10 protein-coding genes and 2 pseudogenes are annotated in these 13,807 nt (G+C 69.0%); 6 read left to right on the top strand and 6 right to left on the bottom strand.

Going from position 1 to position 13,807, the window contains the following annotated elements; translation table 11 throughout:
- Nucleotides 1-281: 281 nt before the first annotated feature.
- The 3 genes from ACHMW8_RS11280 to ACHMW8_RS11290 all read left to right on the top strand — a co-directional run bounded on the left by ACHMW8_RS11280 (nucleotide 282) and on the right by ACHMW8_RS11290 (nucleotide 2,702).
- Nucleotides 282-491, top strand: coding sequence for a hypothetical protein (locus ACHMW8_RS11280; protein WP_125159213.1), 210 nt, complete (start codon nucleotides 282-284; stop codon nucleotides 489-491).
- A complete protein-coding gene (locus tag ACHMW8_RS11285) occupies nucleotides 488-751 on the top strand; it encodes a hypothetical protein (protein ID WP_125159212.1) in 264 nt (87 codons plus the stop codon). Before ACHMW8_RS11280 ends, ACHMW8_RS11285 begins: the two co-directional genes overlap by 4 nt.
- Nucleotides 752-839: 88 nt before the next feature.
- On the top strand, nucleotides 840-2,702 hold the full coding sequence (locus ACHMW8_RS11290; protein WP_395445600.1) for an AMP-binding protein: 1,863 nt from the start codon (nucleotides 840-842) through the stop codon (nucleotides 2,700-2,702).
- 4 nt (nucleotides 2,703-2,706) lie between these two features.
- On the opposite strand, the pseudogene ACHMW8_RS11295 reads toward ACHMW8_RS11290, so the two are convergent.
- The 3 genes and pseudogenes from ACHMW8_RS11295 to ACHMW8_RS11305 all read right to left on the bottom strand — a co-directional run bounded on the left by ACHMW8_RS11295 (nucleotide 2,707) and on the right by ACHMW8_RS11305 (nucleotide 7,704).
- A pseudogene (locus tag ACHMW8_RS11295) lies at nucleotides 2,707-5,124 on the bottom strand (M28 family metallopeptidase).
- A 191-nt stretch (nucleotides 5,125-5,315) separates the two neighbouring features.
- Complete coding sequence (locus ACHMW8_RS11300) at nucleotides 5,316-6,812, bottom strand: TonB-dependent receptor (RefSeq protein WP_395445950.1); 1,497 nt, start codon at nucleotides 6,810-6,812, stop codon at nucleotides 5,316-5,318.
- A complete protein-coding gene (locus ACHMW8_RS11305) occupies nucleotides 6,724-7,704 on the bottom strand; it encodes a TonB-dependent receptor (protein ID WP_395445601.1) in 981 nt (326 codons plus the stop codon). The genes ACHMW8_RS11300 and ACHMW8_RS11305 overlap by 89 nt, the downstream gene beginning before the upstream one ends.
- A 289-nt stretch (nucleotides 7,705-7,993) precedes the next feature.
- On the opposite strand from ACHMW8_RS11305, the pseudogene ACHMW8_RS11310 reads away from it, so the two are divergent.
- Together ACHMW8_RS11310 and ACHMW8_RS11315 are read left to right on the top strand one after the other, a co-directional pair.
- Nucleotides 7,994-9,443, top strand: a pseudogene (locus ACHMW8_RS11310) (protein adenylyltransferase SelO).
- 92 nt (nucleotides 9,444-9,535) lie between these two features.
- Nucleotides 9,536-9,661: a hypothetical protein gene (locus ACHMW8_RS11315; protein WP_099581400.1), complete on the top strand. Its 126-nt coding sequence runs from the start codon at nucleotides 9,536-9,538 to the stop codon at nucleotides 9,659-9,661.
- An 8-nt stretch (nucleotides 9,662-9,669) separates the two neighbouring features.
- Here the strand turns inward: ACHMW8_RS11315 and ACHMW8_RS11320 are convergent, their stop codons facing one another.
- Nucleotides 9,670-9,942: a hypothetical protein gene (locus ACHMW8_RS11320; RefSeq protein ID WP_395445602.1), complete on the bottom strand. Its 273-nt coding sequence runs from the start codon at nucleotides 9,940-9,942 to the stop codon at nucleotides 9,670-9,672.
- Nucleotides 9,943-10,088: 146 nt separating this feature from the next.
- Between ACHMW8_RS11320 and ACHMW8_RS11325 the strand changes: the two genes are divergently transcribed.
- Entirely contained in the window at nucleotides 10,089-10,292 is a 204-nt protein-coding gene (locus tag ACHMW8_RS11325; protein WP_395445603.1) for a hypothetical protein, read from the top strand.
- Between the two features lie 167 nt (nucleotides 10,293-10,459).
- On the opposite strand, the gene ACHMW8_RS11330 is transcribed toward ACHMW8_RS11325, so the two are convergent.
- Both ACHMW8_RS11330 and ACHMW8_RS11335 read right to left on the bottom strand, forming a co-directional pair.
- Nucleotides 10,460-11,299 carry a glycosyltransferase family 2 protein gene (locus tag ACHMW8_RS11330; RefSeq protein ID WP_395445604.1) on the bottom strand — a complete coding sequence of 280 codons (840 nt, stop codon included), beginning with the start codon at nucleotides 11,297-11,299 and terminating at the stop codon, nucleotides 10,460-10,462.
- A gap of 142 nt (nucleotides 11,300-11,441) precedes the next feature.
- On the bottom strand, nucleotides 11,442-13,697 hold the full coding sequence (locus tag ACHMW8_RS11335) for a TonB-dependent receptor (protein WP_395445605.1): 2,256 nt from the start codon (nucleotides 13,695-13,697) through the stop codon (nucleotides 11,442-11,444).
- Nucleotides 13,698-13,807: the final 110 nt, after the last annotated feature.

A 13,807-nucleotide genomic window follows, 5' to 3' on the forward strand; every position in this document is an offset into this window, starting at 1 on the left:
GTGATCGAAGCCGCCGATCGGCCGGGAAAGCCCGGGCGCCTGGGGGAAGCCGCCAGGTCGACATGAACCCAGTCAGCATACCACGTTTTGGCCGGGGAGGCGCGGGGCTTCTGGTTTTCGACGGAAAACGGAGGGCGGGTTCGGAAGATATTCAAAGATTTCCGCCTGTTTTCGCGAGACTTTCTGCGGCCGAAATATTTTGGACGGTCAAGAAAATCGACCGGTTCCGATCGCGGACGATTAATCCCCCGGTCGGTTCGATTTTGTGTTAATCGTTTGGAATGCGAGAAATTACCAATCGAGCCGTTCTCACTGTCGCCCGACATGAGGGCGCGTGGAGCGTCGAACTGGCGGGCGAGCATTTCGGCCAGTCGGCCGACAAGGAAGTCGCCAAGGCCGCCGCCCATCGCCGTGCGCGCACCCTGCAGGACTCCGGCCAGGCCTGCCAGATCCGCATCACCGGCGAACACGGCTTCGGAGGTCGCTCGTGAGCAAGACGTCCCCGCCAAAGCCGCCGCAAGCCCCGTCGGTCCTGTTCCGTCGCGAGATCGAGGCCGCCATCGCCGGCGGCGCCTCCGCCAAGAAGATGACCCTGCGGCTGACCCTGAACGACGGCCGCCGCCTGCGCCGCGACGACACCGTGCCGCTCGAGCAGATCAGCTATCGCGGCGGCGAGATGCATTTCCTGGGCGTCCGCGTTCTGGAAGGCGGCGTCGCCGTCAGCGTCCTGGACCAGTCCCCCCGGGCCTGAGGCTTCCCCAAACGGCAACCTTGCCGCGCGTCCGCTTTCCGTTACCGTCGGTTCCAACAGAACAACGATAACCTGAGGGAGTGAGACCATGGCGCCGCCGGATGGCGCGTCGCCCTCGCGCGACGTCACCAAGGTTCCGTTCAAGCCCCTGGCCATGAAGGGGCCCGACGTCAGCGTCGAGCGGCGGCCGGACGGCTCGATCGTCATCACCTCGAACCATGCGCCGGGCGAGGGCCCGCGCTCGATCGCCCACCTGATCGCCGCCAGGGCCGCGGAGCATCCCGAGCGACCCTATCTGAGGCAGCGCGAGCCGGGTCACGGTCCCTGGCGCGAGGTCACCTACGGCCAGGCCCAGCGGGCGGTCGAGGGCATAGCCCAGTGGCTGCTGGATCGCGGGCTGACGGGCGCCGACAGCGTCATGATCCTGTCGGGCAATTCGATCGAGCACGCCCTGATGACCCTGGGCGCCTATGCCGCCGGCGTGCCGGCCGCGCCGATCAGCCCGGCCTACAGCCTGATGTCGACCGACCACGCCAAGCTGAGGCACTGCTTCGACAAGGTCGCCCCGCGCGTCGTCTTCGCCCAGAGCGGGCCGATGTTCGCCAAGGCGCTGGAGACCCTCAAGGCCCTCGATCCGACCCTCGCGGTGATCACGGCCGACGGCGCGCCGGAGACGATCGCCTTCGCCGAGGTGGCGGGCGCGACGCCGACGGCGGCGGTGGAGGCCGCCCGCGAAACGCTGGGACCGGCGACCGTGGCGAAATACCTGTTCACCTCCGGCTCCACCGGCCTGCCCAAGGCCGTGCCCCAGACCCACGGCATGATGGCGGGCGTCATCGCCGGCCAGGAAGGCCTCCGCGCCGACGCGCCCACCGACGAGATCCCTCAGAGCCTGGAGTGGATGCCCTGGAGCCATATCTCGGCCGGCAATATCGGCTTCAACGCCGTGATCTGGGCCGGCGGCACGCTGCACATCGACGAGGGCAAGCCGCTGCCGGGAATGTTCGAGACGACGATCAAGAACCTCTACGAGGTTTCGCCGATCGTGTTCGGCTCGGCCCCGATCGCGTTTTCGATGCTGGCCGACGCGATGGAGAACGATCCGGCGCTGCGGCGCTCGTTCTTCAAGAACCTGCGCTACATGGGCTATGGCGGCGCGACCCTCTCCAACGACGTCTATGACCGCATTCAGGCCCTGGCCGTGGCCGAGACCGGCCAGCGCATCCCGCTGACCACCATGTATGGCGCGACCGAGACGCAGGGCGTCACCGTCACCCACTGGATCACCGAGCGAGTCGGTCTGGTCGGTCTGCCCCTGCCGGGTATCGCCCTGAAGCTGGCGCCCAACGGGAGCAAGTACGAGGTCCGGGTGAAGGGGCCGACCGTGGCGGCCGGCTACCACAAGGATCCGGAGCGGACGGCGGCGGCCTTCGACGAGGAAGGCTTCTACAAGCTGGGCGACGCGGCGCGGTTCGTCGATCCGGACGATCCGGCCAAGGGCCTGGTCTTCGACGGCCGGGTGACCGAGGACTTCAAGCTGGACAGCGGCACCTGGGTCAGCGTCGGCGTGCTGCGCCCCGACCTGGTGGCGGCCTGCAGCCCCTATATCCACGACGCGGTGATCACCGGCCAGGACAAGCCGTTCATCGGCGCGATGCTGTGGCCTTCGCCGGCCGGCCTCGCGGCCCTTGTCGCCGATCCGGGGCCGGGGACGCCGCTGGAGAAACTGGTGGCCATCCTGCGCGACCGGCTGGCGGCGTTCAACGCGGCGGCCGGCGGCTCGTCGCGGCGGGTGGGCCGCTTCACCCTCCTGACCGAACCGCCCTCGATCGACGCCGGCGAAATCACCGACAAGGGCTATGTGAACCAGCGCTGCGCCCTGGACCGCCGGGCCGAGCGGGTGGAGGCGCTGTACGCCAAAGAGCCCGGCGAGGGCGTGTTCGTCGTCTAGCGCGTCACCAGCTCATCCCGCCGCGCACCAGCACGGCGGTCTTGTCCGACATGCCGATGGCCATCAGGTCGGCCGGCTTGGCCGGCGGGGTCTTGGCCAGGGCGGGCCAGCCGTCGTGATACTCCAGCGCCGCGACCTCGACCTTGCCGGGGCCCAGCGTCGTGAAGCTCAGGGTGACGCCGTTCGGATCGGGGGCGTGATAGGTCAGGGCCGACCATTGGCCGGCCTCGGTCTTCAGGGTGATCGGACGGCCGTTGAGGCGTGGCGCGGCCAGCGGGCCGCTGGGGCGCAGGCGCACGGTGACCATCTCGGCTCCGGGCGCGGGGATCAGCCGGACCAGCAGCCGGTCGTCGGCGCGGTCGACGGTCAGCTGGGCGCCTCGACGGGCGCGGCGCGGGTCTCGGACATCCAGACCGGCTTGCGCCAGAACGGGGCCAGCGGCTGCTGCTTAGGATCCGAACCGCCATCGTCAGGCAGGACGGCCTTGGTCCAGGCGTCGAGGCGCGGGGCCTCGGTCAGACGCCAGGCCTTGCCGGTCGACAGGTCGGCGACGTGCAGGGCCTGGGTCACGGCGGGACGGCCGGGCTCGCCGCCGAGGCGGGCGGCGTTGGCGATCAGGGCGACGCCGGCGAGGGCTAGCACGCCGGCCGCGCGCCAGGCCCAGCGCGTGGCCGCGAAGTCGTGGGCCAGGGGCGACAGGGCCGGCGCGGCCAGCATGGCGAACAGGGCCAGGACGGCCGGCTCCATCATGCCGACGCCGGCGAAGGTCCAGGATCCCCAGGCGGTCAGCTGGGCGGTCGACAGCACGGCCAGGAGGCCGACCACGAAGGTCAGGGCCAGCGCCACCCGCCGGTCGCGCGTCCCGCCGACGCCGATGATCAGGGCCGCGCCGAGGGCGGCGACCAGCAGCGGCCAGGTCAGCATCACCGTCGCGCCGGGCGCCAGGACCTGGGCGGCCGTGGCCATGACCAGCAGCACGATCATCCCGCCGATCCAGGCCCCCAGGACGTCGGTCTTGAAGCCCAGGGACAGGGCGGCCAGCACGCAGGCGGCGACACCCAAGCCGAGGCCGATGGGATCGAAGCCGCCGACCAGGCTGCACGCCCCGCCCAGGGCCAGGGCGACGGCGCAGGGGATGATCCGGCGCGCGCCCCGCGCCTGGGCGGTGGCGACGCCCAGGCCGACCGCCACGGCCAGCAGGCCGCAGCCCCACAACAGCAGGTCGAAGCGGGTCAGGACGCCGTAGTAGCGCTGCACGTCCGTGATCATCAGCAGTCGGCCGGCCAGGTGCAGCACCGTGGCGGCGGCGGTGGCGGTCAGCAGAAGGCCGGCCACGCCGCGGGCGATCTCCCAGCCGCTGGCGGCGCCCAGGCTCAGGGTGCGCCAGGCGGTGAAGACGATCAGGCCCGCGGCGAGGACCAGCAGCCCCCAGCCGACGGCCGGCGGATAGCTGATCATGAACAGGCCCAGCACGTCGGAATAGATCGCGTTCGGGGCCTTGGCCGGCAGGGTCGCGGCGTCGGCCAGCGCGCGAATGGTCGGCAGCGCCTGGTCGCCGATATGCTGCAGGCTGCCGCGCTCCAGGTGGTCGGGCCGGGCCAGCGGCGTGTGATAGGCCAGCTGGTCGTCGATGAAGGCCAGGTTCAGCCCCGGCAGGCCCTTCTTCACCGCGTGAGTGAAGTCGGTGTCGTTGGGCATCTTCTCATAGACTGTCGAGGCCAGGGAGTTGGCCGACGGACCCTTGGCCTGACGGGCGAAGACGCTCATCAGGGCGCCGTTGCCGGGGCCGGTCTGGAACATGGCCGCGCGGCCGGCGTCGCCCCGGGCTTCCAGGTTCACGACCAGGCCGACGCGCTCGAGGGTGGGGTCGCGGTTGAAGAAGGCGTCGGCGCCCAGCAGGCCCGCCTCCTCGGCGTCGGTGAACAGGAAGATGACGTCGCGGGCGTGCGGCCCGTCGGCCTTGAGCGCGCGGGCGATCTCCAGCGCGGCGGCCACGCCCGTGGCGTCGTCGGCGGCGCCGGGCGAATTGTGCACCGAGTCATAGTGGCTCATCACCAGGATGGCCGGCAGGCTGGGATCCTTGCCGGGCAGGACGCCGATGACGTTCTGCACGGCGGCCACGGTCAGGGCTCGGCCGGTGTCGGACTTGGTCCAGAAGCCTTCGCCGGGACGGATCGAGACCTGTAGCCCCAGCTCCGAGATCCGTTCCCGGAGATGGTCGCGGACCTTGGCGATCTCGGCCGAGCCGGTGGGGTGGGGCTTCTGGGCGATGGTCGTGACGTCGGCCATGGCGCGGTCGGCCGAGAAGGCCGTGGCGGGGGCGCTGGCGGGGGACGGGCGCGGGGGTTCTCTGACTCCACACGCCCAGCGCCAGGCCGACGGCCAGGCAGATCCAGAAACCCAGGAAGCGGATCGTCTTCATGGCGTGGCTCCGGCGCTGATCGAATCCCCGAGGCCATGCTGAGGTGATGCGCCAAGATCGCAAACCCCTCTCGAAAAGCTCCGACCAAAGAAAAGGGCGATCCGGTCGCCCGGATCGCCCTTCCCTCTTCCGAAAGCCGACGGAGGCTCTAGGCCGCCGTCGGTTCCCCCTCCCGGCTAGAACTTGGCCGTCTAGAACTTGGCCTTCAGCGTCACGCCGTAGGTGCGGGGCGCGCCGAGGAAGGCGTCGTAGGTCCCGCTCTGCAGCGGGCCGTCGTAGCCGACCTGATAGTACTTCTTGTTGGTCAGGTTCTGGGCCCAGGCGTCGACCGTCCAGAGCCCCGTCTGGCTGCCGATGCCGATGCGGCCGTTCACCACTGTCATCTTCGGTTGGACCTTCTGCGGCGCCAGGTCCGAACCGGTGTTGTAGCTGGAGCTGTACTTGGCGCTCAGGTTGGCGTGGAACAGCAGCGTCGAACCCAGGTCATGCTCGTAGCTGGCCGCCAGCGAGCCCGACCACAGCGGCGCGAACGACAGACGGGCGTCGGACAGGCGCGGCGAGACGCCGGTCGGCGCGATGAACGGGCCGTACTCGGTCTCGGCGTAGGTGACGCCGCCCTGCAGGCTGAGGCCCCGGATCGGCGTAAACCACAGCAGGTCCGTGTCGACGCCGAACGATTCCACCTTCGGGATCGAGGTGACGATGTAGCTGACGCCCGTGAAGGTGTTCAGCTGGAAGCCTTTGTACGCCTGGTGGAAGAAGGCCGAGTTCAGGGACAGGCGGCGGTTCAGCCAGCTGGTCTTGAAGCCGACCTCGATCAATTCCACCGTTTCCGGCGCGAAGTCGGTGTCCGGGTTCGGCGTGCCCAGGCCGATGCGCGAGCGGTCGAGGTTGAAGCCGCCGGCCTTGTAGCCCTTGGCCCAGGACACGTACGACATGATGTCGTCGGTGACCTTGGCCGAGACCTTGAAGGTGCCGGTCCATTCCTTCTCGTTGCGCTTCTGCTTGGAGCTGTAGTTGTTGAAGCCCGGATCGGTCCACGGCAGGCAGAGGTTGCCGATCACGGTCGAGGCGTTGGCGGCGCCGACGATGCCGACGATCGTCCCGACGCGGCCAAGGGCGGCGGCGCAGCCGTTGTTGCCCGGCAGGTTGGTGTACTGCGTCGCCAGGGTCTTCAGTTCGTGCGTGTGGCGCAGGCCGATCGTCAGGTCGATCCGATCGGTCAGGTGATAGGTGTCGTTGGTGAAGAACGACAGGCTCTTGGAGTTCTGCGCGTAAGCGTCCAGCGAACCGGAGCCCGCCGTGTAGGACGTGCCGGGCGCGCGGCCGGTCAGGGCCGAGACGAAGGTGGGGCTGGCCCCGCCCGACAGCAGCAGGCCCAGATAGGTCTCGTAGGCCGAGCCATAGCGGAACGGCGTCAGCTGATCGAGGTCCTCGTTGGCGTAGAAGGCGCCGATCAGCCATTCGCCCTTTTCGGTGCGGCCGGCATAGCGCAGTTCCTGGCTGAACTGCTTGAAGCGCGTGCGCCACTGGTCGCCGTTGCGGTAGGCGATGTCGGCGGTCGAGAAGTCGACGTCCTGGCCGTTGTTGGTCGTCCACTCACGCGCCGCGGTGATCGAGGTCAGGGTCGCGCCGCCCAGCCACGGGGTGGTCCATTCGCCTTCCAGCGAAACGCCCTTGTCCTCGATCTGCTGATCGGTCGGGCGGTTGGCGTAGGAAATGCGGTCGAACGGCTTGGCCGGAATGGACACGCCCGAAGTCCGCCGACAGGGCGTCGAGAATGGGGCCGGTCGGGCCGGTCACGATCTGCACGCCGACGCAGCAGCGTTCGTCACGCTTGGTGTAGTCGCCGATGAAGCGGAACTTCAGCTCGTCGGTCGGGGTCGCCAGCAGCTGGCCGCGGATGGTGTAGAAGTCCTGGTTGGCGTCGTCGGTGGCCGTGCGCGGACCCGCGCCGGTCTTGATGGTGTAGAAGCCGTCGCGCTCGCGCTTGGCGGCGAACAGGCGGCCGGCCAGCTTGTCGGCGATGATCGGGCCGGTCACGGCGACCGAACCACCCTTGGAGCCGTAGTTGCCGAAGGTCGCCTCGGCCTCGGCGCCGAATTCGAACTCAGGGGCCTTGGTCAGGACGTTGATGACCCCGGCCGAGGTGTTCTTGCCGAACAGGGTGCCTTGCGGACCCTTCAGCACTTCGACCCGTTCCATTTCGCCTAGGTCGTTGAAGGCCACGCCATTGCGCGGGCGATAGACGCCGTCGATGACGACGCTGACCGACGATTCCAGGCCGGGGTTGTCGCCGACCGTGCCGACGCCGCGAATGCGGACGGTGGTGTTGGTCTCGTTCGACGTCGACGCCACGTTCAGGCCAGGGGTCAGGATCTGCAGATCCTTGATGTCCTTGACGCCCGCGCCTTCCAGCTGCTTGGCGCCGACCGCGGTCACCACGATCGGCACGTCCTGCAGGTTCTGCTCGCGCTTCTGGGCGGTGACGACGATGCTGTCGACGGTGGGGATGTCGTTCTGGGCTGGGGTGGCCTGCTGGGCCTGGACGGCGCCCGGCGCCCATGCTGGCGAGGACAACAGCGGACGCAGTGCCGCAAAGCACCTGGGTGAAGCGCATTTCCTACCTCTCGGTTGTCGGCCGACAGCGCTTGCCCGCCCCCGGCTCGTTTTTTTTGTTGTTCCGCCGAACGATTGTTCGAATGGATAGCCAAGGGTTAGGCGCCGCAAGCGTGCTCGGCAAGCAAAATCCCTTATCGCGACTAGGTTCGAGCGATCTCTGTTGCCGGGAAGCGACAGCATTGGCCGGCCGTCATCGAAATTCGAAAGTGGCTTGCGCGCGCGGCCGACGGGTCTCATCTGCCCACTCATGAGCCTCTCGCCCGTCTACCGTCCCGATCCTCGCCTGCAGGCCCTGGGGCGCGATTTCGCCGATCCCGTCGAGGCGGCCGACTTTCCGGAAACGATCCTGCGATTCCGCAACCAGAGGGCGGCGGCCAGCGTCGGGCTGGACGACCTGACCGACGTCGACTGGGTCCGCCATTTCGGCCGCTTCGCGCCGTTGCCGGACAACCAGCCCGTCCCGTTGGCCATGCGCTATCATGGCCATCAGTTCCGCGTTTACAACCCCCGACCTCGGCGACGGCCGCGGCTTCCTGTTCGCCCAGCTTCGCGAGCAGGGAACCGATCGCCTGCTGGATCTCGCCACCAAGGGTTCGGGCCAGACGCCTTGGTCGCGGGCCGGGGACGGCCGTCTCACCCTGAAGGGCGGGGTGCGCGAAATCCTGGCCGCGTCGATGCTGGAGGCCCTGGGCGTTCCCACCTCGCGCGCCTTCTCGCTGGTCGAGACCGGCGAGGCCCTGACGCGCGGCGACGAGCCCAGCCCGACCCGCTCGGCGGTGCTGACCCGGTTGTCGCACAGCCATATCCGCTTCGGGACCCTCCAGAGACTGGCCTATTTCGACCAGCGCGATCTGATCGTTCAACTGGTCGATCACGTCATCGAGACCTACTTCCCCTGGCTGGCTGACGCGCCCGACCGGGCGGCGGCGCTGATGGAGGCGACGGTGAGCGCCAGCGCCAGGCTGCTGTCGCGCTGGATGACGGCGGGCTTCGTGCACGGGGTGCTGAACACCGACAACATGGTCGTGACCGGCGAGAGCTTCGACTACGGTCCCTGGCGGTTCCTGCCGCGCAACGACCCGAACTTCACGGCCGCCTATTTCGACCACCAGGGGCTCTACAGCTTCGGCCGCCAGCCCGAGGCGGTGTTCTGGAATCTGCAGCAGTTGGCCGCCTGCCTGACCCTGGTCGCCGACCAGGCCGGTCTGCTGGCGGCGCTGAACGGCTTTTCCGACGCTTATCGCCTGGCTCTTCGCGCGGCGATGCTGGACCGCCTGGCCGTCAGGAGCAGGGGGGCGGATGAGGATGTCGCCCTGGTCAACGCCGCGTTCCGGGCCCTGGCCGAGGGCGGCGAGGCGCTGCGCTGGGAACCGTTCTTCTTCGACTGGTTTGGCGGAGAAACCTCGACGGCGCGCGCCCTGGACGGTCCGCGCGCCGATCTCTACCGCACGGAGACGTTCGAGACGTTCCGCCGCCGGCTGGCCGACTTCGAGCCCGACCGGCCGGAGCGCCTGGCCGATCCCATGTTCCAACGCCCGGAGCCGGAGGAACTGATCGTTGAGGAGGTCGAGGCCCTGTGGGCGCCGATCGCGGAGAGCGACGATTGGGGACCGCTCACCGAAAAGCTTGGCCGGATCGAGGCCGCCCGCTTAGCCTACGCCCTTGGACAGAACGGCGACAAAAACGCCGCACCCTGAGTTTTTTCATTCGGGCGCGGAACAACCGTCAAGTTTCCGTCTTACAGTTCCGGCACAGTGCCTCCGACGAACGCCCGCGTGGAGATTCCCCGATGCGCATCTTCCAACCGATCATGCTGGTCTGCGCCGTGGCCATGTCCTTCGTGGGGGCCCTCGGCATCCCGGGCTGCGCCCGCGCTATCGGCGAGTGCCTGCGCGACCGCCCCGAATTGGCTTAGCCGGGCCTCTAGGCGCTGAACGCTTTCAGCTCGACGGCCGTTTCGCGCGTCAGCTGACGGCGCGCGGTGACGCGGAACGTCGCCAGGAAGCGTTCCAGAAACAGCCAGGTCGCCTCGTCGTGATCCAGGTGGTGGGTCAGAAGGCCGATCGGTTCGTCCCATCGGCCCGCCTTGCGCCTCTGGGCCATCAGTCGCCGCATCCGTGACAGGAAGCGCCAGGTTCCGCGGAACCGGCCGCCGCCTTTCCAGCGCAGCACGTCCAGGTGCGCGTCGAGACGCATGACGCCGTCCCGCACGCTTTTGGCTTGGTCGAAGCCCGAGACCGCGGTGATCGACGAGTTCGGGCAGCACCGCGAGCAACTGCGGCTGCATATTGTTCCACGGCGGCACGAACAGCGTCGGCCTCACGCCGGCGCGGTGGAAAAACATGACGGTGGCGCGCAGCTGGGCGCGGACCCAGTCGATGTCGTCGCTGTCGATGATCTCGCCGAAGCCCTGGCCGTCCGGCTGGCGGTTGACATGCCTGAAGCCGTGGACCGCCAGCTCGACGTGCGGCTCGGTCTCGACGCGGCGCGCCAGCCGCGACAGGTGGGGCCCGGCGATGGCCGCCAGGGTCAATGGGGCGTCGTGACGGCGCGACAGAGCCAGCAGCCGCTCCAACGCTTCGGTCGCCGCGCGGGCGTCGTCGTCCCCGCCACCACAGGACCGGCGCGTGACCGGCATTGGTCCAGAGCGCGAGCTCGGATCCCAGGATCAGGCGGAAGGCGAGCGGCGGTCGGGACATGCGGGCGCCGAGCGTTACTGTCCGTTGGCCTCGGCGCGGCGCAGCGGCAGCGGGGCGGGGGCGGTCACCGGACGTCCGCCCCTGGCCGCTTGGGCGCGCGCGCGCAGAATCTCGCGCGCCCTCAGGTTCGACAAGATCGGATAGAGGCCAGCCATCAGCGAGATCAGGAAGCCCAGGTCGCCTTCCTTGTAGCCCTTGCGCGAGACGTAGCACTTGAAGAACCGGCGCACGCCGCGGAAGGCGTCGTCGCCGACGCCCTTGATCTTGCCGCTGTCGGCCAGGTCCTGGGCCTTCAGGGCGGTGTAGCGGCCGAGACGCGCGAACATGTCAGCGATGTCCTCGTCGACCATGTGGTTCAGGGGCGTGTTCAGGCGGCCGCCATAGGCGCCGTCCAGCTTGGCGCCCGGGTGGACGCGCTCGGCCTTCCACGACTTGACGCCGCGACGGAACAGGCGGGCGGCCGACGAGGTGCCGAACGAGCCGCCCCAGCCGTGGCGGACCAGTTGGTCGCCGACATAGTTGTCGATCGGGACCTGGTACCAATCGGCGGCGTCGGCGCGCTCGATCGTTTCGCGGACTTCCTGGGCGAAGGCGGGGTCGACACCCTCGTCGGCGTCCAGCTCCAGGATCCAGTCGCCGGTGCAACGGGCGATGCCGGCGTGCTTGCGCGGGCCTTCGATCGGAAAGATGCCCGAAACGACCGTGGCGCCGTAGTGGCGGGCGATGGCTTCGGTGCCGTCGCTGCAACGGTCGGCGACGACGACGATCTCGTCGCAGAACGACAGCGCCGCAAGGGCCGCCGGCAGGCGTTGTTCCTCGTTGTGCACGCAGAGCAGGGCCGAAAGCTTGGCCATTACATGTCCTCGGTCGAATGACCACGCCCCCGCGGTCGCTTCGATAGGAAGACGCCGCCGCGCGACAGCGCCCCCAGCCTCCGGGGATGACAAATAAGTAAGTTTTGCAACAAGCTACCCGCGCGGCCGGGCGCGGGGGCGGCTAGAAGTTGGCCGACAGGGCCAGGCTCCACGTCCTCGGACGTTGCGGCGTCACCTGACGGACCTGGCCGAAGCTGAACGGGTTGCCGTAGGCGAAGGTGTCGCTGGAGCTGTTCCAGGGATTGCTGACGAACACGGCCGCGCGCCAGCGGTCGGTCATCACCTGGGCCGACAGCTTGCCGGTATAGTAGCCGCCCATGGTCGGCGAGAAGCGCGGGTCGAAGGTCAGCCGGGACTCGCCGATGTAGCTGGTCTCGGCCGTTAGCATCAGCGTGGCGGCGGCGATCGGGCGCTGATAGGTCACAAGGCTGCCGAACGAGACATCCGGCACGCCGGGCAGGCTGGCGCTGTCGGTGATGCCGTATCCGGGCGCGATCCGGGTCAGTTTCGGTTCGTTGAAGAGAGCATTGGCCTTCAGGGTCAGGCGCGGCGTCGCCTTCCAGCCCGCCTCGATCTCCAGGCCGCGGTTGCGGCCGTCGCCGATGTTGGCGGTGTAGGACAGGCCCGAGGCGAAGTACTGGTCGGTCTGGATGTCGCGCCAGTCGTCATAGAACAGCGCCGCCCGCAGGCTCACCCGACCGTCGAGCGGATTCAGCGTCGCCCCGACCTCGTAGTTGCGCAGATGGTCGGGCCGGAACACCCGCCGCGCCTCGGATGGCCTTGTCAGGCCCCCTGAGTTGAAGCCGCCGGCGCGATAGCCCTCCGAGCTCAGGGCGTAGATCATGCCGCCACGCGCCAGGTCGCGCTGGATCGAGATCTTCGGCGAAAAGCCGCTGAACGAAGCCGCGCGGTCCAGGTCGCGCGTCTGGCCCGGTGGGGGCGCCAGGACGTAGGAGCGGGTGTGGACCGTGGTCTTGAACGCCCGTCCGCCCAGCGCGACCTTCCAGTCGCCGCCCAGGTCGTAGGTCGCCTCGCCATAAAGGGCGTACTCGTTCAACCGGTCCTTGCGATCCTCGTCATAGTAGCTGCGGCTGACGGCGCCCGAGCGGGCCCGCAGATCGGCGTCGCCTTCCTCGATGCTGGTGGCCAGGAAGCCGCCGATCATCCAGCGCAGTCGGCCGATGGCCGGCGCGGTGTAGATCATGTCCTCGATCGCCATCCGCACACGGGCGGATTCGTCGTAGACGCCCAGCTCGAGAGCCTCTTCCGAAAACTCGCTGAGCGAGACGGTGGCGTCGTAGCGGCTGGCGTAGCGGTGGGTCACGTAGCCGGTCACCGACTCGAACTGGCCCCAGTCGCCCGAGCCGCTGATCTTGACCGAGGTCTGGGACAGGCGGTTGCGGTGGATCTCGCGCACCTGATTGGCGCGGCGCGGGCCGCCGGGGGCCAGGGTGACGTACTGGGTGTCCTTGGACGAGACGCTCTGCAGGGCCGAGCTCAGCTTGAGTTGCCAGTCGCCCAGGGTCGCGCGCCAAGCCGCCCGCCCGCCGCGGCGCGTGGTCTTGTCGACGTTGGACAGGCGCAGGTTGACGTCGTCGAGATAGCCGCCGTCGACGTCGTAATAGACCGCCGCGCGCAGGGCCGAGACCCGGCCGATCGGCGCGTTGATCACACCCTCGGCGCGATAGCTGTTCGAGCCGGATTCGGTGGTGGCGATGGTCGAGCCGACCGAGGCCGAATAGCGTCCCAGTTCCGGCTGGCGCGTGACGATGCGATAGATGCCCGACAGGGACCCGCCGCCGTAGAGCGCGCCTTGCGGCCCGCGCATCACCTCGACCCGGTCGACGTCGATCAGTCTCAAGTCCGGGTCGGGGGCGTTGTAGTTCACCGGGATGTCGTCGAGATAGGTGCCGACCGTCGACTGGGTGCGGCCCGTGAAGGTGCCGTCTGACAGGCCCCGCAGCAGGATCTTATTGCGCGCCGCGCCCAGGTTGGTGGTCATGAAGCCGGCCGTCTGGCGGGCCACCGAGCCGGTTTCGCCCACCCCGGTGTCCTGCAGCTGTGGCGAGCCGATGACGCTGACGCCGCCAGCCAGGGCCCCGAGGCGCGGCGAGCGCTTGCCGGCGTTGATGACCAGCGGAGCCAGGGGCGCGATCGGCTCGGGCGCGACGACGGCCGGCCGGGCGGCGACCACTGGGCGCGGCGCTGGCGGCGCTGGCCGGGCGGCGGAGAAGCGAACCGTGCGGGCGTCGACGAAGCTGTAGGCGCAGCCCTTGCCCTGACTGACGCGATCCAGGGCTTCGCGCAAGCTGAAGGCACCGACCAGTGGGACGCCGGGGCCCTTGCAGGCCTCAACGCCGCCGATGGTCGCGCCCATGCGGACGCCCAGTTCGATCAGGGTTTCGGCGGCGGTGGGCTCGCGGATGTTGAGTCGGACGCGCGATTCCGCTGCAGCGGCTTCATGCGCGCTGGCGCCCAGACCCAGAA

It is taken from the genome of Caulobacter sp. UC70_42 (genome assembly GCF_044056025.1).
In the GTDB taxonomy this organism is placed as follows: Bacteria; Pseudomonadota; Alphaproteobacteria; order Caulobacterales; family Caulobacteraceae; genus Caulobacter.

Excerpts from the sequence above, each read along its gene's own strand:
- ACHMW8_RS11325 (WP_395445603.1), top strand. The coding sequence starts at position 10,089 with ATGACGGTGGCGCGCAGCTGGGCGCGGACCCAGTCGATGTCGTCGCTG.
- ACHMW8_RS11330 (WP_395445604.1), bottom strand. The coding sequence starts at position 11,299 with ATGGCCAAGCTTTCGGCCCTGCTCTGCGTGCACAACGAGGAACAACGC.
- ACHMW8_RS11335 (WP_395445605.1), bottom strand. The coding sequence starts at position 13,697 with ATGGGCGCGACCATCGGCGGCGTTGAGGCCTGCAAGGGCCCCGGCGTC.
- ACHMW8_RS11290 (WP_395445600.1), top strand. The coding sequence starts at position 840 with ATGGCGCCGCCGGATGGCGCGTCGCCCTCGCGCGACGTCACCAAGGTT.
- ACHMW8_RS11320 (WP_395445602.1), bottom strand. The coding sequence starts at position 9,942 with ATGCGTCTCGACGCGCACCTGGACGTGCTGCGCTGGAAAGGCGGCGGC.
- ACHMW8_RS11280 (WP_125159213.1), top strand. The coding sequence starts at position 282 with ATGCGAGAAATTACCAATCGAGCCGTTCTCACTGTCGCCCGACATGAG.
- ACHMW8_RS11315 (WP_099581400.1), top strand. The coding sequence starts at position 9,536 with ATGCGCATCTTCCAACCGATCATGCTGGTCTGCGCCGTGGCCATGTCC.